The 19,385-nt window shown below is 69.0% G+C and carries 16 protein-coding genes; 2 read left to right on the top strand and 14 right to left on the bottom strand.

Features of this window, described 5'->3' with window-relative positions:
* Nucleotides 1-72: 72 nt before the first annotated feature.
* From AC3E6M_RS00305 to AC3E6M_RS00265, 9 genes are all read right to left on the bottom strand, one after another.
* Entirely contained in the window at nt 73-1,164 is a 1,092-nt protein-coding gene (locus tag AC3E6M_RS00305) for a nitrilase-related carbon-nitrogen hydrolase (protein ID WP_138176376.1), read from the bottom strand.
* A gap of 290 nt (nt 1,165-1,454) precedes the next feature.
* Complete coding sequence (locus AC3E6M_RS00300) at nt 1,455-2,447, bottom strand: LacI family DNA-binding transcriptional regulator (protein WP_138176374.1); 993 nt, start codon at nt 2,445-2,447, stop codon at nt 1,455-1,457.
* Nucleotides 2,448-2,587: 140 nt separating this feature from the next.
* Nucleotides 2,588-3,301 (bottom strand): gluconate 2-dehydrogenase subunit 3 family protein, encoded by a 714-nt coding sequence (locus tag AC3E6M_RS00295; RefSeq protein WP_138176372.1) that lies wholly within the window; start codon nt 3,299-3,301, stop codon nt 2,588-2,590.
* 29 nt (nt 3,302-3,330) lie between these two features.
* A complete protein-coding gene (locus tag AC3E6M_RS00290) occupies nt 3,331-4,983 on the bottom strand; it encodes a GMC family oxidoreductase (RefSeq protein ID WP_138176370.1) in 1,653 nt (550 codons plus the stop codon).
* Nucleotides 4,984-5,017: 34 nt separating this feature from the next.
* Nucleotides 5,018-5,980, bottom strand: coding sequence for an aldo/keto reductase (locus AC3E6M_RS00285; RefSeq protein ID WP_490528737.1), 963 nt, complete (start codon nt 5,978-5,980; stop codon nt 5,018-5,020).
* A complete protein-coding gene (locus tag AC3E6M_RS00280) occupies nt 5,977-6,999 on the bottom strand; it encodes a LacI family DNA-binding transcriptional regulator (RefSeq protein WP_138176366.1) in 1,023 nt (340 codons plus the stop codon). Before AC3E6M_RS00280 ends, AC3E6M_RS00285 begins: the two co-directional genes overlap by 4 nt.
* Before the next feature lie 93 nt (nt 7,000-7,092).
* The gene (locus AC3E6M_RS00275; protein ID WP_138176364.1) at nt 7,093-8,160 is read right to left on the bottom strand and encodes an ABC transporter permease; all 1,068 of its coding nucleotides are present in this window, start codon (nt 8,158-8,160) and stop codon (nt 7,093-7,095) included.
* A gap of 29 nt (nt 8,161-8,189) precedes the next feature.
* The gene (locus AC3E6M_RS00270; protein ID WP_138176362.1) at nt 8,190-9,749 is read right to left on the bottom strand and encodes a sugar ABC transporter ATP-binding protein; all 1,560 of its coding nucleotides are present in this window, start codon (nt 9,747-9,749) and stop codon (nt 8,190-8,192) included.
* 86 nt (nt 9,750-9,835) lie between these two features.
* Nucleotides 9,836-10,915, bottom strand: a complete 1,080-nt coding sequence (locus AC3E6M_RS00265; protein WP_138176360.1) for a sugar ABC transporter substrate-binding protein — start codon at nt 10,913-10,915, stop codon at nt 9,836-9,838.
* 339 nt (nt 10,916-11,254) lie between these two features.
* Between AC3E6M_RS00265 and AC3E6M_RS00260 the strand changes: the two genes are divergently transcribed.
* A complete protein-coding gene (locus AC3E6M_RS00260) occupies nt 11,255-11,383 on the top strand; it encodes a hypothetical protein (protein WP_289508588.1) in 129 nt (42 codons plus the stop codon).
* Between the two features lie 88 nt (nt 11,384-11,471).
* Here AC3E6M_RS00260 and AC3E6M_RS00255 read toward each other — a convergent pair whose 3' ends face one another.
* The 3 genes from AC3E6M_RS00255 to AC3E6M_RS00245 form a co-directional block, all read right to left on the bottom strand.
* Nucleotides 11,472-14,264: a molybdopterin-dependent oxidoreductase gene (locus AC3E6M_RS00255; protein ID WP_138178180.1), complete on the bottom strand. Its 2,793-nt coding sequence runs from the start codon at nt 14,262-14,264 to the stop codon at nt 11,472-11,474.
* 145 nt (nt 14,265-14,409) lie between these two features.
* A complete protein-coding gene (locus AC3E6M_RS00250) occupies nt 14,410-15,243 on the bottom strand; it encodes an FAD binding domain-containing protein (RefSeq protein ID WP_138178176.1) in 834 nt (277 codons plus the stop codon).
* 2 nt (nt 15,244-15,245) lie between these two features.
* Nucleotides 15,246-15,860, bottom strand: a complete 615-nt coding sequence (locus tag AC3E6M_RS00245; protein ID WP_138178173.1) for a pyridoxine/pyridoxamine 5'-phosphate oxidase — start codon at nt 15,858-15,860, stop codon at nt 15,246-15,248.
* A 143-nt stretch (nt 15,861-16,003) separates the two neighbouring features.
* On the opposite strand from AC3E6M_RS00245, the gene AC3E6M_RS00240 reads away from it, so the two are divergent.
* A complete protein-coding gene (locus AC3E6M_RS00240) occupies nt 16,004-17,026 on the top strand; it encodes a methylenetetrahydrofolate reductase (RefSeq protein WP_394529628.1) in 1,023 nt (340 codons plus the stop codon).
* A 634-nt stretch (nt 17,027-17,660) separates the two neighbouring features.
* On the opposite strand, the gene AC3E6M_RS00235 is transcribed toward AC3E6M_RS00240, so the two are convergent.
* Nucleotides 17,661-18,383 (bottom strand): GNAT family N-acetyltransferase, encoded by a 723-nt coding sequence (locus AC3E6M_RS00235; protein ID WP_138177574.1) that lies wholly within the window; start codon nt 18,381-18,383, stop codon nt 17,661-17,663.
* Between the two features lie 232 nt (nt 18,384-18,615).
* Entirely contained in the window at nt 18,616-19,320 is a 705-nt protein-coding gene (locus tag AC3E6M_RS00230) for an SDR family NAD(P)-dependent oxidoreductase (RefSeq protein ID WP_138177572.1), read from the bottom strand.
* Nucleotides 19,321-19,385 lie beyond the last annotated feature (65 nt).

Genomic DNA, 19,385 nt, shown 5'->3' with positions numbered 1-19,385 from the left:
TCCTCTTCTGCGTGCGTGCGTGCGTGCGTGCGTGTGGGCGGCGGAGATCATCCGCCGCCCACACTCGGTGGATCAGCCGGCGTAGCCGGTCGGCGGTGTCAGCACTCCGCGCTCGATCAGCGTCTTGATGTTCTGCGCACGAGTCGCGTCCTCACGCGCCAGCCAGTTCTCCTCGGGCGGAGCGTCGAGGTACTGGTTCTTCGGGTAGATCGGGGTGTCGTAGATCGCCCGGTATTGCTCAGTCCGGAGATCCTTGAACTGGTTGTAGAGGCCATTTGCGACCCGCGCGCGACGCAGCGCCTCGATGTCGATCGTCGTGCACACGAAGGAATCACCCGTCGTCCATCCCCGCTGCTGAGTGAGGATCTGCCCGCGCGGGCCGACGATCATCGACTGTCCACCGAACAGGTCCTGTACTCCCCCGTCCTCTCGGTACTCGGGTCCCAGGTTCGGCGCGACGACGTACGCGGAGTTGAACATTGCGTGGGCACGGTTTTGCAGCTCCCACATCCCGTTCTGTACGGCGGGCTCGATCAGCGTCGGCCGGATGATGATCTCGGCGCCGTTCATCGCGAGACCGCGAACGACCTCGGGGTAGACGCCCTCGTGACAGATTGCGATGCCGATGTTTCCGATCTCGGTGCGGGCGACCGGGAAGATCGCGTCCATGACGTTCCCGTTGCCCTTCTTCTCAATGAACTCATCCCACACGTCGTGCGGGTTCATGTTGCCGAGCATGCCGCCCTCGTAGGCGTCACTCGTCGCCTTGTACCGCTTGTAGACGATCTCGCCGTTGGGATCGATGATGAACGCCACGTTGAAGTGGCGGTCGGGGAAGTCGTCGTCCTTCACCATGTAGAGCTCGGCGGCGATGAACGAGTTGAGCTGCCGGGCCTTCTTGGCGAGTTCGTCGGTCTCGGGACCGGGGATGGTCACCGCGAAGTGAGCTTCCCTCTCCCGGTTGCCCGGCGTGTTGGCGATCATGCCCTGGATGGCCATCTCGGGCAGGACGACGAGCTTGACGGGCGCTCCCTCCCATGCCCCGACCATGACGGCCGTGTCGATGAACTCGTTGATTCGCTTGACGTTCTCGACACCATCGCCGGGATTCTTCACGGTGAAGGTCCGGGGCGACACTGCCACAACGGCGAACGGGTCAATCATGTGTTTCTCCCTTGTGTACCGGAGCGCCGGTCTGCGGGCGGCGTAGTCCGGGTGTGTACGTACGGGCGGCGGAGACGGCCGGCCCACTTCCGTGAGAGTGACGGCTCCACTGCCATCGCTAAGTTAGCGCTCACTCAGCGTATTGCAGCACTTGGCGAAGTGCAATACTCCGCATTAAGCACCTGTTCAGAGGTGTTTTTCTCAAGACATGACCGGGCGACAGCGTTGGTTCATGAGATAGCGCTATTTGAGCGCCACGAACGGCTTGCTCTCCGAGCGCGCGAGGACCGTCAGCGGCGGAAGCGAGGTGGCGCGGTCGTGTCGCGCACGACGAGCGTCGGCTGAATCAGCGGGATGTCGCCATGCGCCTCATCGCGCATCATCTCAAGCAGACGGGTCACGGCGATGTGTCCGATCGCTTCGAAATCGAGAGTGACCGTCGTAAGCGCGGGTCGGAAGTAGGCCGACTCCTTGACGTCATCGAACCCGACGACGCTGACGTCTTCGGGCACGCGAAGACCCCGGTGCTCGAACGCCTTGATGAGCCCGAGCGCGAAAGGGTCGTTTGCGGCGAAGACGGCAGTCACGTCGTCGCGGTCGGCGAGGAGCAGTCCCGCACGGTACCCCTCTTCTGCTGACCAGCTCTCAGCGCGGAATGAAGGCGGGGCAACCTTCCCGCGGGCCGAGAGCTCTTCCGTCCACCCGCGTGACCGCGCATCGGATGCCATCCACCCCGCCGGCCCCATCACGTGGAAGACCGACTCGTGGCCGAGATCGAGCAGATGACCCACGGCGAGGCGCGCCCCGCGAACCTCGTCGATCGAGATGCTGGTCGCGCTCTCCGGGGCACCCTGCTCGAACGTGATGATCGGCGTCTCGGTGTCGAGCGCGTGAACCACGGAGAGAGCATCGTAGAGAGGGGCGAGCACGATGATGCCGTCCACGGCATCCGGTCCGATGGTGTCGAGCGCGCCCTGGATCGTCGCCCGGTCGAGCGAGCCGAGCGTCACGAGCCGCGTCGAGTATCCGTGCTTGCGAGCCTCCTCCGAGATACCGTACAGCGCCACGGATGGTCCGAGCACCGACAGCTCATAGCTCACAACGCCGAGCGTCATCGTGCGACTGCTCGCCAGCGCGGAGGCCGCCGGGTTGCGTCGGTATCGCAGCTGGGCGATCGCGGTCTCGACGCGCTCACGGATCTCGGGGGCGACATTGGTCGCGCCGTTGACGACACGGGATACCGTCTGCTGCGAGACGCCGGCGAGCCGGGCGACATCGATCATGCGCGCGCCGCGACCTCGCGAAGCAAGTCGTTCTCGGGTGTTCTGCCGCCTCGGGGGAACCGGGGCTGCAGTCGCGGACATGACCTCATTATGCAGCGCACCGGCTCCCCCGACGGGCAGCCCGGACGGAGGTTCGGGCTTCAGCGCCGGTAGCGCAGCACCTCGGGGTGACGATCGTAGGGCCACTCCGCTCCCTCGACCATGTACTTCCGCGTCGTGTACGACCCGTCCATCGTGCTCTTCAGCGTCGGCGGACCGTCGAAGCCGACGACAGCCCAACCGATGCGATGCGCATTGCCCCCGTATACGGGGTCGGCATAGAACCCCTGCCTGGTGTTGAGCACGAGGAGCGGGAAGAACTCGAGGAGATCCTCGTTCACCGGCTGGTTGCCCGCCGGTGCCCCGCCCTTCCCCTCATTCGCATCGCTCGAGACGGAGTACCGAGCAGGGCGGGGGGCTCCGGCGAGTTCTTCGAGAACGGCGTCCTGCTCGTCCTCGGAGAGCCCGACGAAGTCGCGGTTCGCCTTGGCCCGCGCCAGGGCGTCGAGCCGCTCGATGCCCTCACGGTAGAACGCCCGCCGGGTGTCGATCCGCTCTCGCCAGGCCTGCTCCTCGAGCCCCTCCATCCGGAGAAAGCCCACGCCGTCCGCGGCCGCGAACACGAACTGCGTGCCCGCCAGCATCCGATCGATGAATCGCACCACCTTGGCCTCGCGAGCACCGGGATGGTGATCGGTGGGGATGATCCGCGCCGTGGCGGCCTCGATCGTGTCCCACTCGTGCGGGGTGAAGAAAATCGGTCCCTCGACGTCATCCGTCGCGATGGGCACCGTCACCCAGTCCGCCTGTCCCATGTCTTCTCTCCTTCTGTCGATTCCGCGCCTCAGCGCTTCTTCCAGTCGTGGCGATCCACCTGCAGGATCCGGTCCGCGCACCGCCATGCGTTCGCCATGATCGTCAGCGCGGGGTTGATGCCCGTCGCCGTGGGGAAGAAGCTCGCGTCGAACACATAGAGGTTTGGCACCTCGTGGGAGCGGCACCAGCGATCGACGACGGATGCCGCCGGGTCGTCGCCCATGCGCGCCGTGCCGAGTTCGTGCGAGGTGTTCCCCGTGATCCGCTCCATGTTGACGGGGATCACCTTGGAGGCGCCGGCGGCCTCGAGGATCTCTCCGTTCTTCGCGACCTGCCAGCGCTCGTGCGCGAAGTCGTTCGCGTGCGGTGTGTGGGTGATGCGGGCGACCGGCAGACCCCAGGCATCCTTCACGTTCGGGTCGAGGTCGACCCGGTTGCTCTCGACAGGCATGTCGTGCAGAAGCATGCCGATCTTCATGCTGTGGTTGAAGAAGTCGCGGTCGGCATCCTTCGCGGCGGGGCCCCAGCTGGGCCGCCCCGGGAAGCTCCAGTTGACCGGGTGCCCGATCATCGAGGGGAAGATGAGCGAACCGAGGATGTGGCCGCGGCTCTCATCAGTCTCGTAGAAGTCGAACGAGCACAGGCTCATGTAGTGTCCAGCCCAGCCGTAGAGCGGGTCGTGGATCTCCTTGTCGAACAGGCCCACCGAGAACGAGTACTGGTGGAACGTGGCGTTCTTGCCCACCATCCCGCTGCCGTTCCCGAGTCCGTCCGGGAAGAGCGCCGAGGTCGACATCAGCAACAGCCTCGGAGTCTCGATGCCACCGCCACACACGATGACCGCCTCGGCGTGCTGCACGAACTCGTCGCCGTCCTCGTCCTGGTAGCGCACACCGGTGGCACGGCCGTCGCGCCCCACGAGGATCTCACTCACGTAGCAGTCTGAGCGCAGGTCGTAGCGTCCCGTGGCGATGGCGTCGGGAATGAAGGAGATGAGGGTCGAGGACTTCCCTGTGCCCGGGTCGGGATACTGCTGCCAGAATCCGTTCTCGCTGAAGGGCTCGCGGCCGCGATACGGCTCGGTCACCATGCCCTGCGGCATCGGGAACGTGCTGTGCCCCATCTTCGCCATCGCGGTCGCAAAGGTGCGGCCGATCTGGCTCAGTGGTGACGGCTTCGTCGGGTATCCCCGACTCCGCCATGCCTCCCACTTGTTCGCCCCGGCGAGACCCGAGGTACCGAACTCCCACTCCACACGCGTGTAGTACGGCTCGAGCTCGTCGTACGTGATCGGCCAGTCCACGAGGCTCGCACCTGGCACGTCGCCGTGCAAAGACCGGAGCTTGAAGTCGCTCTCAGCCATTCGCGGCACCATGCCGCCCCAATGGGTGGTTCCGCCTCCGACCACCTGCGGCGTCGCCGAGAAGTTGGTGATGACCGCTTCTTCCTGATCGTTCGGGCGATAGGTGCGGGGTTTGAGCTTCGGGTCCTGCCAGATGAAGTTGCGGTTGAGGTACTTCAGCTCGTCACCCGACGCGTGCTCGGGCTTGAGCCACGGACCACGCTCCAGCCCCACGACTTTCAGGCCCGCCTCACTGAGCACCTTCGCGGCGGTGGCACCGCCGGCGCCGGCGCCCACGATCACGACGTCGACGGGTTCGGGGTTACGTTTGGTCGTCATTGTCCATCTTTCTCTCGTGGCCTGCGTCACCGCCTCAGCGGCCGACCAGTGCGCTTTCTCCGTCGACGCCGTCACGACCGGCGGCGACAAGGGGCCGTAGGGCATCCCACAGGGCGTCGGGAATCGACACCTCGAGCAGCGCCACTGTCTCCTCCACCCGCTCGGGGCGAGACATCCCGACGATCGTCGATGTGACGCGCGGGTCATGCACGGAGAACTGCAGCGCTGCCGCCGCGAGCGGCACACCGTGCGCGTCGCACAGACGCTCCATCTCGAGGACGCGCGCGAGCGTCGCGTCGGAGACCGGCTGGTAGCAGTAGCGCGGAACCTCGCGCGGCCCCCGCGAGAGCATCCCGCCGCCGAAGGGCGCGGCGTTGACGACCGCGACGCCGCGCCGCGCGGCGTCCTCGAGGAGCGGTTCCGCTGACTGGTCGACGAGGGAGAAGCGGTTGTGGGTGATGACGACCTCGAAGGCGTCGGTCGCGAGGTACTGGAGTTCGAGGTCGATCGGGCCGCCTGCGACCCCGAGGTGCCCGATCGCGCCCTGGTCACGCAGCTCGATGAGCGCCTCGAGCGGGCCGCCGGGGGCGACTCCCTCCTCGAAGGAGATCTTCTCCGGGTCGTGCAGGTAGACGAGCGGGAGCGTGTCCTGTCCGAGCCTCTCGAGACTCTCCTCGACCGACCGCCTCACACGGTCGCCCGAGAAGTCCGAGCTCCCACGGATCGGGTCGACCTTCGTGGCGACGACCACGCCGGCGGGGATGCCTCCGCGCTCGGCCAGCGCCCGCCCGATCCTCAGCTCGCTGTTTCCGCCGCCGTATTCGTTGGAGGTGTCGATGAAGGTGAACGGACCATCGAGCACGCGCCGGATCGTCGCCACGGCGGTCTCGTCGTCCACGTCGTACCCGTACTGCTCGGGGAAACCCCCGAGGGCGCTCGTGCCCACGCAGATTTCGGACACACCCAGGCCGGTTCGGCCGAGAGGTCGGACAGTCATGGATTTCTCCTTTGTTCGTCGGTCTGTTCGATGACCGTGAGGGGATGGTGGCGTGCACTGCCGCGCACGATGAGCTCCGGAAGCACCGGGCCCGCCGGGCCGGGTCTTCCGCCCGCAATGAGCTCGAAGATGTGGTGCGCGGCGCGACGACCGGCCTCCGCGAAGTCGAAGCGCACGGTGGTCAGCGGGGGCCGGAAGTACTCCGACCCCGGGATGTCGTCGAAGCCCACGACCGAGACGTCGTCGGGCACCTTCCGACCTGCGTCGTTGAGCGTCTTGATGGCCCCGAGCGCCATCTGGTCGTTGGCGGCGAAGACCGCGCTCACCTCGGTGCGCGTCGCCAGCTGCGCCGCGCACGCGGCACCGCCCGCAGCGGTCCAGTCGCCCTCGACGATCGCCGGCGGGTGGATGCCGCGGGCCTCGAGAGCGCGACGCCATCCCGCCACGCGCGCCGAGGTGCCGAGCCACCCCGCCGGCCCGCTGATGTGATGCACCGTCGGATGACCGAGGTCCAGGAGGTGCGTCGTCGCCAGTTCCGCCCCCTGCACTTCGTCAGTCACGACCCGCTGCTCATGGGCGTGCGCGCCGGGATAGAAGAGGACGAGCGGCACGTGGACCTCGACACCCGCCATAGCGGTCAACGCGGCATCCACCGGTGCGAGCACGATGATGCCATCGACGCTGTCGTCGACCAGATGCCCGACGGCGGCCGCCATACTGTCGACATCCACGTCGAGCAGGCTCGTCAGGCTCGTCGAATATCCGGCTTCCTGTGCCTCGCGGGCGATCCCCGCCAGCGCCTCCGACGGGCCGTACTGCGCCAGGCCGAAGCTCACCACCCCGATGCTGAAGGTGCGGTTGGTTGCGAGGGCGCGAGCGGCCGGATGCCGGCGATACCGTAGCTGCGCCACCGCTCGTTCGACGCGGTCGCGGATGTCGGGGCTCACTCCCCCCGAGCCGTTTACTACTCGGGAGACGCTCTGGTGCGAGACGCCGGCGAGGCGGGCGACGTCGATCATGCGAGGTCCGCGGCTTTCGCGAGTTGTCGGAGACATGGGGGTACCTCCCTTCCGGGCTAGCTGCGAAAAATGAGTCGTGGGGGCGGCAGGCGCTCAGGTGGCGCTTGCCTGCGCGCGCCCGAATCGCTTGGCGAAGAACCCCGAGATCCGTTGGACCCCTCCGGCGCTGGAGAGGAAGACGGCGATGATGATCACTGCCCCTTTGATCACAAGCTGCGGTTCGGAAGAGATTCCGACCAGGTTCATGATGTTGATGATCGTCGTGAGAACGAACACACCGATCACGGCGCTGATCGGGTCGCCCTTGCCACCCATCAGCGATGCACCGCCCACGACGACGGCGGCAATCGCATCAAGCTCGTAGCCGACTCCAATCAACGAACTGCCTTGCCTCAGCTGTGCGGCGGCGATGAGGCCGGCGAGCCCGGCGAGCACGCCCGACATCGTGTACGTGATCAAGAGGTTGCGCGCCACCGGCAGTCCGGACAGACGGGCGGCCTCCGGGTTACCACCGATCGCGTACAGCGACCGGCCGAAGGTTGTGAACTTGGCGAGGACCGCGCCGGCGATCGTCACGGCGATGAAGATCCAGACGGGATTGCGCACGCCGAGGAAGGAACCTCGCGAGAACGCCTCGATGAATCCCTCGTCAAGGATCTGGATGAGGCTCGTCGATTGAATGATGTAGCTAAGTCCCTTGACCGCGCTCATCATCGCGAGCGTTGCGATGAACGGCGGAATGCGCAGGAACACCACCAGGATGCCGTTGACGAGGCCAGCAAGTCCGCAGCAGAACAGGGTGACCACGACGGAAAGCCCCGCAGACATGCCGGTCTGCAGCGTCAAGGCGACAACGACGGTCGACATCGCGAGGATGGAGCCAACCGAGAGATCGATGCCGCCGGTGAGAATCACGAAGAACTGTCCGACAGCGAGTACTGCGACGATTGACGCGGCCGCAATGACGTTCTCCGCGTTGCGGATGGAGAGGAAGCCCGGTGAGACGGCGTAGCCGATGGCGATGATCGCCAGGAGCACGAGCAGGAGGTAACTCTTCGGCAGCGCCTTCTTGCCGAAGGAGCGCAGGCCTGCCGCCGGGCCTCCGGCCCCGGCATTCGGCGCCGATCGACGCTGTGTTCCGTCAAGTGTGTTGCGCGACATTGATCTTCCTTTGGGAGGTTTGGGGGTGTTCAGGCGAAGTGCGAGAGGATCGCGCGCCCTTGGGGGTCGATGTCCTCGTGCTCCAGCTCGGCGACTACTCGACCGCGCGCCATGACGAGTACGCGGTCGCACATCATTGCTTCGCTGATCTCGGACGTGGAGATGACGACTGTGCCGCCGCCTGCGGCGAAATCGCGAAGGAGCTCGTACATGTCTTCTTTCGCGCCGACATCAACGCCGCGTGTGGGCTCGTCGCAGACGAGGATGCGACAGTTGCGTACGAGCCACCGGGCGAGGATCGCCTTTTGCTGCGTGCCGCCGCTGAGCGTGGCCAAGGGTTGGTGCACGCTGGAGACCTTCATCCCTAGCCGCTCGACCATCGCGGTTGCGGTTGCGTTCTCACGCTTGCCGTTGATGAACGAGAACCGGCTGAATTGGGGCAGGCTTGCGAGCGTGACGTTACCGGCGACGCCCATGTCGGGGATGAATCCCGCGCTCTTGCGGTCCTGAGGCAGCAGCCCCACCCCGCGACGGATCGCATCACGCGGGGCGGCGAAGTCGGCACGCTTGCCGTCGATCGTGAGCCGGCCGCTCTCTCGCTCGCGTGCACCGGCGAGCAGTCCCGCGAGCTCGGACTGTCCGCTGCCGATCAGTCCGACGATGCCTAGCACCTCTCCCTCGCGGAGCTCGAATGTGACGTCCTTCACACGCTCTCCCTCGGACAGGCCGGACGCGGACAGGATGGCTCGTTCGCGGGCGCCGGATCCCATCCGGGGAGCGCGTTCGCCGCGCAGCGCCGCATCCGCCATCGACCCCTCGAGGTTCTTGCCCACCATCGCGCTAACGACGTCGGTAGGTGCCGAGTCGGCCGTTCGCAGGTCGGCGGCGTTGACGCCGTCACGCAAGACAGTGACGGCATCGCACAGCGAGTAGAGCTCGTCCATGCGGTGGGAGATGTAGAGCAGGGTGACGTTCTGCTCGGAGAGGGAGCGAAGCACCGTGAAGAGCCGCTCGACGTCGGGAAGGGGCAGCGTCGAGGTCGGCTCGTCGAGAAGGAGCACGCGTGCATCCTTGTCGAGGGCCTTAGCGAGCTCGACGGCCTGCTGCTGAGCGGTCGAGTAACTCGCAACGGGGAGGGTCACGTCGAGATCGAATCCCACGCGGTCGAGCGCCGCTCGCGCACCCATCTTCATGCGCGCCCAGTCGACCGCGCCACGCTTGCGGGGCAGCCGACCCAGGTAGATGTTCTCTGCGACGGAGAGGGAGGGCACGAGCGAGAGCTCCTGATAAATGGTGTGGATGCCGGCGCGCTGGGCATCCATGGGTTCCCGGAACCTCTGAAGCTGTCCGCCGAGGCGTATGGTCCCGGCGTTGGGCTCCTCGGCGCCCGAGAGGATCTTCACCAGGGTCGACTTTCCCGCGCCGTTCTGCCCCGCAAGAGCGTGGATGCTGCCACGCGCGACGGCGAAACTGACGCCCTTCAGCGCCTGGACGCCCGGATAGCTCCTGGTGATCCCCGAGAGTTCAAGCTCCACGGGGGACTGTCCGTGCGCGGCGCCCTCCTTGAGGGCCTCGGTCGGTGCATTCATGATGTGTTCCTTCGGATCGCGACGACTCGCCCCTCCGCGGGGCAGGGATGCCCGACCGCGCTGACGACGCGGCCGGGCGCCCAGTGCTAGTCCTGCGCCCTGACGTACGTGTCTTCGGCCACGTAGTAGTCGGCGGCGTTCTCAGGGGTGACGACGGTGGTATCGATGAAGAGGGTCTGGTCAGGGCATGCCGACTGCTCGTCGTTGTAAGCAGCGAGCGCCATCTTCACGGCCGCGACGCCCTGGTCCCAGGGCTGGTTGGAGGCCGTCGCCTGCAGCGGGCCGGCGGGGTTGTCCATCATTTCCTTGACGGAGACCATGCCGCCGTCGTAGCTGGACAGGATGACTCCGTCCCCCCAGAGGCCCGCCTGCTGAAGACCCGAGACGACGCCACCGTTCATGACGTCACTCATGCTGTAAACGATCTTCAGGTCGGGATTGGCGGTCGCCACATCCCGGATGGGGGCGAGTGCCTTGTCGGGCTTCCACTCGCCGTACTTCGTCTCGAGCTTGACGGTCTCGACGCTGGGATGTTCTGCCATAACGGACTCCCAACCCTGCATGAAACCGTTGAAGCGCAGGTCGGTGAGCACGTCGCCAGGGAATCCGCCGATGCCCACGACCTTCATTTCGCCGGATTCGCCGAACTTCTCGATCGCCTTGTTCGCGGCGACCTCTCCGGCGAGCGACCCGGTGTGCTCCTGGTCTTCTGCCACGTAGCAGAACATGTTGGGGATGAGCGACGCGTCGAGGTTCGAGTTGACGGTGACGAGGGGGATTCCCGCGTCGGCGAGAGCCTGCACCGAAGGCGCAACGCCGATCGGGTCGTTCGGGTTCATGATGACGACGTCGACGCCCTTCGTTATCAGGGTCTGGACGTCGGCGTTCTGACGGACGGTGTCTCCGTTCGCGTCGAGCAGTTCGATGCGGGCGCCGATTGCATCCGCTTCTGCCTGGCCTCCTTCAACCAGCGTCTTCCACCAGTCGCTGCCGCTGATTCCGCGCTGACTCCAGCCGATGACCAGGCCTTCGCCGGTCGCTTTCGCTTCGGCATCCCCGCCGTTGCCCGCACCGGTCTGACACCCCGCCACGAGGACGGCGGTCGCGGCGAGCACGCCGAATACGAGTCCTTTTCGAGCGGATCGGATTCTGCTGTTGTTCTTCATTCGACACTCCTTTGTGCGATGACCCGCGTGACCATCGGGATGATCGGTCACCAGTGACCTCGGGCCGCGCCTTCGCGTAGTGTGATGTTAGCGCACTATCGTCGGGGCGCAATAGGTTCGTGCGAGGTGTCCCGGCGGTGGAATTCGGCCTTAGGGCTCCTCCGCGTTCTATAAATACCTGATCAAGTCCCTATCAGATTCCAGGCGAAGGGGATGCGTACTAGCGAGCCGGGAAACCAAACGCCGAAAGAGCGAGCGGTCGATACATGCCGGAGTTACCGTTCATCTGAACCCGGCTGTCAGCGAGCCATAGCGCACGGCGTATACGACCGCCTCGGGATGCCGGCCCCGTTCCACGTCACGGTGCACCAGGGGAGGCACATCGCTCGCCCGAGCATCCTCGAGGTGGACGCGCCGTCGGTCGGTGGCATCCGGGTGTCCGGGACGGCGGTGCCGCTGGAGGGGTGAACCTTCGGGGCTCGATCCGTGCAGTGGGGCGCGCATTTCCCGCCCCGATGCACGGAAGGCGCCCCAAACTGAGTCCGCCGCCCCCGCCTCACTCCCCGCCGGCCAGCCTCCACACGCGGTCGCGCGAGAACGGCAGCTCGTAGCCGCGACGGCCGAGCGCGCGCGACACCGCGTTGCCGATCGCCGCGCCCACCGGGTTGTACGGCGACTCGCTCATCGACTTCGCACCGAACGGACCCAGCGCATCGTCGGTCTCGGCGAAGTACACCTCGGTGTCGGGCACGTCGGCGAACTGCGGCACGCGGTACGTGCGGAACACGGCGTTCTGCACCACCCCGTCCTCGAGCATCACCTCTTCGTACAGCGCGCCGCCGAGAGCCTGCGCGGCACCGCCCTCGATCTGCCCGCGGCACTGCGCCGGGTTGATCACTACCCCGGCGTCGGCGGTCTGGATCGACTGCAGCACCTTCACCGTGCCCGTCTCGGGGTCGACGGCCACTCGCGCGGCGTGCACGTTGAACGCGAGCGAGCGGAAGTCGCCGAACTCCGCGCCGTCCGCCGTGAGTCCGTGCTCGTCGAGCATCGTCTCGGGGGCGGCCGCGACGATCCGGTCCCACGGCACCAGCTCGTCTCCGGCCAGGATTCCGGATGCCACGATCTCGGCGGAGTCGGCATCCCCTCCGGCGAGCTCCACGGCGATGTCGATCATGCGCCGGCGCAGCACGGTGCAGGCGCCGTGCAGCGCCTTCCCGGCGACGGTGGTACCGGCGGAGGCGAAGGCTCCGGTGTCGTGGCGGACGGCGTCGGTGTCGGCGGCCCAGAGTTCCAGGCGCTCCGGAGAGGCGTCGAGCACCGTCGCCGCGATCTGCCGGTGCACGGTCGAGGTGCCGTTGCCGAACTCCGCGGTGCCGACGCGCAGCAGGTACGTGCCGTCGGGGCGCAGGGTCGCGGTCGTGTGGGCGATGTGCCCGCGCGGGGCCATCGTCGCGATCATCGCGGCGGCCATGCCCTCGCCGACCGCCCAGCCCGCGGGGGCCTCGACGCCGTTGCCGCGGCGGAGGGCGTCCTGCGCGAGGTCCAGGCACTGGTCGAGGCCGTAACTGCCCCAGATCAGGTCTTCCTCGTACTTGTCCTCGTCGGGGTGGAGCGGGTCGCCCTCCGTCACCGCGTTGATCCGGCGGAGGTCGAACGGGTCCATCCCCAGCTTCTCAGCGAGAGCGTCCATCGCCGACTCGACCGCGAACACGACCTGCCCCAGCCCGTACCCGCGGAACGCGCCCGAGGGCGGGTTGTTCGTGTAGACCGCTTCGGCGTCGATCCACTTCGTCGGCACGCGGTACAGCGTCGTCGACTCGGCGCACGAGTGGAACAGCACCCCGATCGCGTGGTTGCCGTACGCGCCGGTGTCGCTGAGCACGTCGATCTTCATCGCGGTCAGGGTGCCCGCGGCATCCGCCCCCAGAGACACGCGGACGCGCATCGGATGCCGCAGCGACGCGCGCACGAACTGGTCGGTGCGCGAGAACTCGTACGCCACCGGGCGGCCGAGCTTCAGTACGGCCAGCGCCGTGAGGTCTTCGGTGAAGAGCTCCTGCTTGCCGCCGAAGCCGCCGCCGACCCGGTTCGCGAACACGCGGATGCGGTCGCGCTCGAGGCCGAAGACGTGCGCGAGTTCGTTGCGGGCGAGGAACGGCACTTGCGTCGACGAGCGGATCACCAGGCGGCCCTCGTCGTCGAGCCACCCGACGGATCCGTGCGTCTCGAGCGCCGCGTGGGTGACGCGCGACGAACGCCACTCGCCGGTCACCGTGGCGTGGCTCGCGGCGAGGGCTTCGTCGATGTCGCCGCCGTGGCCGGTGTGGAAGCCGGCGACGACGTTGCGTCCCGCCTCCATCACGCGCTCCTCGGGCGTGCGGTCGGGGTGCAGCAGCGGAGCGCCGGGGCGGCGCGCGTCCTCGGGATCGAAGACGGCGGGGAGCACGGCGTACTCCACGCGGACTGCGCGGCAGCCGGCATCCGCGGCCTCCGCCGTCTCCGCGACGACCGCCGCGACCCGCTGGCCGACGTGGCGGACGACGTCGTCCAGCATCCGCGTGTCGTCGGGGTCGTCGGTGCGGTGTTCGTGACGGCCGGTGGAGTAGAGGGTCTCGGGAACGTCGAGGTGGGTGAAGACCGCGACGACGCCGGGCAGCGCCAGCGCGGCGGTGGTGTCGATCGAGGTGATCCGGGCGTGGGCGTGGGGTGAGGTGACGACGCGCAGCACGAGCGGCGGGCCGCCGGGCACGGGCTCGTCGAAGGTGAACGGCTCCGTGCCCTGGACGATGCGGCGGGCGGCCTCGGGTACGACGGAGGTGCCGACGCGGCCGGCGTCTGCGATGCTGCCGTCCCGTGCTAGTGCGAGCGCGGGGTGGCCGTTCGGCGCGGTGGCGGGTCCCGTCTCGCGCACCGGGCCGAGCACGGACTCCCGGATCGCCTCACGGATCGGCCGGTATCCCGTGCAGCGGCACAGGTTCCCCTTCATACGGCGGTCGAGGTCGTCGAGATCGCTCTCGCAGAGCGTGGATGCCGTGACGCTCATGCCCGGGGTGCAGAACCCGCACTGGAACCCGAATCCGGATGCCAGCGCCTCCTGCACCGGGTGCAGTTCGTCGCCCGGTGCGAGCCCGGCGGCCGTGGTGATCGCGCGACCCTCGAGTCGCATCGCGGGGACGATGCACGAGTGCGTCGGCTCACCGTCGATGAGCACGGAGCACGCGCCGCAGTCACCCGCGTCGCACCCCTTTTTCACCTCGACGTGGCCGGTCTCACGCAGCAGCGTCCGGGCGCACTGGCCCGGACGGGGGTCGGCATCGACGGCGGATCCGTTGACCTCGAACCTCACGCGGTGCCCTCCTGGCGGACGTGTGTCGGGCGGGGCCGGTGCCGCGCTCCGGAGAAAGCGGTCCGCGGGGCGACGTCGGGGTGCGCGGCGAGCGCTTCCCGGCGCAGAACTCCCGAGCGTGGGACGGCACTGCGGAACCCGGCGTTCACGCGGCGCCCTCGTGCATGGTCTGCACGAACCCCGCGCGCAACCGCTCGGCGAGCACCACGCTCACCCCGCGGCGCCAATCGGCGCTGCCGAGCGGATCGGTGTAGAAATCGGTCGCGGATGCCACGGCATCCCGCAACTCTCCCGCTCCGGGCACCCGCGCGAACCGCAGCACGCGCGGCCGACGCACCGCGGCCGTGACGACGAACACCGCCGCGCCGTCGGGGTCGACGCGAGCGGTGACGACGGCGCCCGAGCGGCCGAGTTCGGCGAGGGCGATCTTCTGCAGCGCCACTCGGGAGGTCAGCGCCGCGAGCGGGACATCGAGGGCACGCAGCACCTCGCCGGGCTCCAGCGAGGTTGCGGCGTTGTCGATCACGAGGTCGGCGACGGCGATCCGGCGTTCGCCGCCGTCGGGGGTCCACACCAGGGCCGTGGCATCCAGGGTCGAGAGGAACGCGATCATCGCCCCGGCCGCGAACGCGCGGCAGACGTTGCCGCCGACCGTGGCGGTGTTCCAGATCTTGAACGACGCCAGCAGCGCGTCAGCAGCGGGGCGCGCGAGCGCGAGCGACGTCCATTCGGCGGGAGCCTCACGGTCGACCCACGCGAGCAGGCGCGCGATCGTGCACGTCGCGCCGATGCGGAGCCCGGCGTCGGTGACCTCGACGTCGGGCCAGCCGAGGGTCGTGAGGTCGACGAAGCCGGTGGTCGCGGGCTGCGGCTCGCTCATGAGCCACGTGCCCCCGGCCATCACGACCTCGCCCGGAGCCAGCGCGAGATCGTCGCGCGTCCGGGCGGCGCGGTAGGAGGTGACGGTGGTGATGTCCACGCTCAGCCCGCCAGGATCTCGCCCGACCACGCGCCGTCGGCGAGCCGGTAGTGCTGGCGCGTGCTCTGCCCCGCCGGGTCGCCCCGCCAGAACGTCAGCGTGAGGGGACGCAGCCGAAAGCCGACCCAGCGTTCCGGCGGGTCGAGGACGGGGTGCGCGGAGTCGAAGTCGGCCCAGACGCGTCGGCGCTCGTCGGTGGGGAGCTGGGCGTTGTCGAGCGTGTTCATCCACGCCAGCAGCTGCAGGTAGCGCGAACGCTGGGCGTACACAGCGGCGGCCTCGGGCGCGCTCACGCGTTCGACGATGCCGCGCACGACGAGCTGCCGTCCCACCTCGGGCCACGCGACCGACATCGCCGCGACCGGGTTGGCCGCGATCTCGGCGACCTTCGCGCTGGCGGAATCGGTGTGGAAGTACAGGCCCGTGGCATCCCGATCGCTCACGAGCACGTGACGCAGCGACGGCAGACCGTCGCGGCCGATCGTCGACAGGGCCGCGAGCGGGCGCAGTTCGCTGTCGTGCGGCGGGAGCCACCGCACCATCAGCGCGAGCGGGTCGGCGACGAGGGCGTCGGTCTCGTCGAGATCGGAGCCGAACGTGGTGCCTGCCGTGATCATGGCCACCTCCGGGTGTGCAGCGTGCACCGCCGAGCGTAGGGACCGCGCGTTTCGGCGATGTTGCCGCCATGAACATTCGCTGAAACACGCGCTCCGTACACTCCCGGGCGTGGGGCCACGGCGCCCCGGAACGGAGGCGCCCCGTGCAGGTCCTGCCCCTTCTCGATGCGTGCCCCAAGCGCATGGAATACGGTCCGTGCGGCGGCGTCGGCTTCGGCGGATCGTGCGAGATCGACGCTTCTCGCGCGTGCACGTTTTTGCCGCGGTCGACGGTGACGTGGGCCGGCGTCGACCGGGTCTCGGCACCGCCCCCCGGCCCTCGCACCGCCGCCGCCGCAGAGACCCTGGCCTCTCTCGGCACGCGCCCGTGGGTCGTGGCCGATCTTCCCGCGCGGGCGTTGAGCGTGGCATCCATCGATTCCTGCGCCGCGGTGCTCGCGGGAGAGGTGGATGCCGTCCTCGCCGGCGACGCGGGATCGGCGCGTGTGCAGTTTCCTCCGGCCTACCGGGCGTACCTGCTGCGGCGCGCGGGGCTGCGGGTGTGGACGGGGCTGAACATGCGAGACCGCAACCGCGTGGCGATCGAGGGGGAGCTGGCGGCCCTGGCCGTCGAGGGGGTGGCCGGGGTGCACTGCGTGACCGGCGACCACACCCGCACGGGGCACCGGCCCGATGCCGCACCCGTGTTCGACCTCGACTCGACCGAGGCGACCGCGCTTGCCCGGGCCGCGGGACACGTCGTTTCGGTCGCGGCGTCGCCGGTCGCGCCCCCGGTGGACCGCCGCGCGGCGCGGTTGCGCGAGAAGCTGCGCGCCGGCGCCGACGTCTGCTTCGTGAACCACGCCGGGGGAGCAGAACCGGTGCGGAGGTTCATCGACGAGGTCGGGGTTTCGGCGGCGTTCGTGCCGTGCGTGCCGGTCGTCGTCGACCACGCCTCGGCGGATCTGCTCGAGTCATTCACGACGCTCGTGCTGCCGGACGGGTTCCTGTCGCGCGTGCGCGAGGCGCGGGATCCGCGGGCCGAGGGCATCGCGCTGGCGGTCGCGCTCGCCGAGGAGATGCTCGCGATCCCGGGCGTCGTGGGGGTGAACCTGTCGGGCGGCCGGGAGGGCGCCGAAGAGTCCTTCGCCGAGGCCCAGGCGGAGGTCGCGCGGCGGCTGCGGTGATGCGGCGGCGCCGCGCAGAACACAACGAAGGAAGACTGCACGCGCGCGCGGGGCGCGGGGCGGAGTGCCGGCGTCCGGGGTGCGCAACTCCTGCGTTGTGTCCGCGGGGCGGGGGGATGCCGCGGACGCGGCGGGTTCTGCAGGAGTTGTGGCGGGGGTGGCGGTGACCGATCGGGGGTCGGGCCGGCGGGCGGGCTGGCGGCGCGCCGGCGGGCGGGGTGTGGCATTCGGGTTGCACAACTCCGGCATGCCGGGGCGAGGGAGCGGGGATGCCGTGGCGGCGGCGGGTTCTGCAGGAGTTGTGCCCGAGGTGGAGGCGGTGTCGCGGCGCGGGGTGTGGCATCCCGGCTGCATAACTCCGGCATCGGGGCCCCGAGATCCCGGGGATGCCGCGGGCACGGTTGGTTCTGCAGGAGTTGTGGCGGGGGTGGAGGTGACCGATCGGGGGTCGGGCCGGCGGGCGGGCTGTGGCATCCGGGTTGCATAACTCCGGCATCGGGGCCCCGAGATCCGGGGATGCCGCGGGCACGGTTGGTTCTGCAGGAGTTGTGCGGGTCGAAGCCGGGCGGGCGGCGCGCGGGTCGCGGGTCGAAGCCGGGCGGGCGGCCGCGCGCGTCGCGACCGGAGCCGCGGGTCAGGCCGGAGTGCGGGCCGCGGCGAAGCGGTTGATCCGGCGCAGCGTGAATCCCAGACGCTCGTAGGCGGCGATCGCGCCGACGTTGCTCGCCGCCGCGTGCATCATCGCCCGGTCGCCGCGCTGCTGGATGTGGAACGCGACGTCGAGGACGAGGCGCGAGGCCAGGCCCTGCCGGCGGTGGTCGGCGTCGACGGCGACGGCGCTGATCTCGGTCCAGCCGGTGGGGTGCAGCCGCTCGCCCGCCATCGCGACGAGCCGGCCCTCGCGACGGATGCCGATGTACCGGCCGAGTTCGTACGTGCGGGGCCGGAAGGGTCCGGGCTGATTCCGCTCGACGATCGCCATCATCTCGGCTGCATCGTCGGCGTCGAGTTCGATCGCCTCGTCATCCGGTCGCGTGCGCAGGGCGTCGGTTTCCACCAGCTGCACGCCCTCGCCCCCGCCGAGGAGCTCCCAGCCCGCGGGCAACTCGCCCTCGTAGCCCGACAGGCCCACCTCGGCGCCGGGGCCGACCAGCTCGCGCAACGCGTCCCACACGCCGGGGTCGTCCCACGTCCGGACGGCGACGAACGGTGCCACCTCTTCCGGGTACCGGCGCACGAGGTCGCCGCCGATGGCGAAGTCCGCGTGCGGACCCGCCAGCGAGTGCCACGCGGCGTTGTCGAGCACCGAGGCGTCCCGGTCGCGGGCATCGGTCGGGGCGAGGGGCGTCGAGGTCATGGCATCCGTTCGAGGTGGTCTACGCCGCTTTCAACGCCCACAGCGGTGTCGCATTCCCGCGGCGCTCGCCCCGTGGCGCGCGCGACCCGGTCCGAACTCCGGAGAAACCGTGGGAAGGGACTCCAGAACAGGTGGATGCCGGGCCTCGAGCGACATTTCTCAGGAGTTCGGTACGTCGGCGGCGCGGCCGGCGACCCGGTACCCCGGCGACCCGGCGCCCCGGTACCCCGCGTCAGTGCATGATCATGCCGCCGGTGACGTTGATCGCCTGGCCCGTGAGGTAGCCGCCGGCGTCCGAGGCGAGGAAGTGCGTCACCCCCGCGACGTCTTCCGGGATGCCGAGCCGACCCAGCGGCGATTTTGCGCTCCACGCGGCGACGTCTTCCGCGGAGCGGGTATCGGCGCCCATCTCGGTGAGCACGTACCCCGGGCACACGGCGTTGACGGTGACGCCGTGGCATCCCCACTCCTGCGCGCCCGCGCGCGTGAGCGCCACGACCGCGGCCTTCGACGCGGCGTAGTGCCCTTCGCCGCCGCCGCCGTGTTTGGCCGCCATGCTCGCGATGTTGACGATGGAGCCGCTGCGCGCCTCGAGCATGACCGGCGCGACCGCCTGCATCGTGACGAGGGTCGCCCGCGCATTGATGTCGAGCACGCGGTCCCAGTCGTCGACGGTGATGTCCAGCAGCGACACGTTCTGGAAGATCCCCGCGCAGTTCACGAGGACGTCGACGCCGCCGAGGGCCTCGATCGCCTCGCCGACCGCGCGGCGCGTGTCGAGCGGGTCGAGCAGATCGACCGGGAAGAAGGATGCCGATCCACCCGCGGGCGCGCGACGGTCGAGCACCGCGACGCGGGCGCCGTCGGCCGCGAAGCGCTCCACGATCGCGGCGCCGATGCCGCCGGATCCTCCGGTCACGATGACGCGCTGAGACATGGCACTCCTCCCCGAGCGTCGGGTGCGCCCGTTCGGCGTCACCGTACGCCCGGGCGCGAACGCCG

The sequence above is a fragment of the Microbacterium sp. SCPM-O-B-15248 (M128) genome (assembly GCF_058214835.1).
Note: the sequence above shows the minus strand (reverse complement) of the source record. Positions and strands in the feature narration are given on the sequence as shown.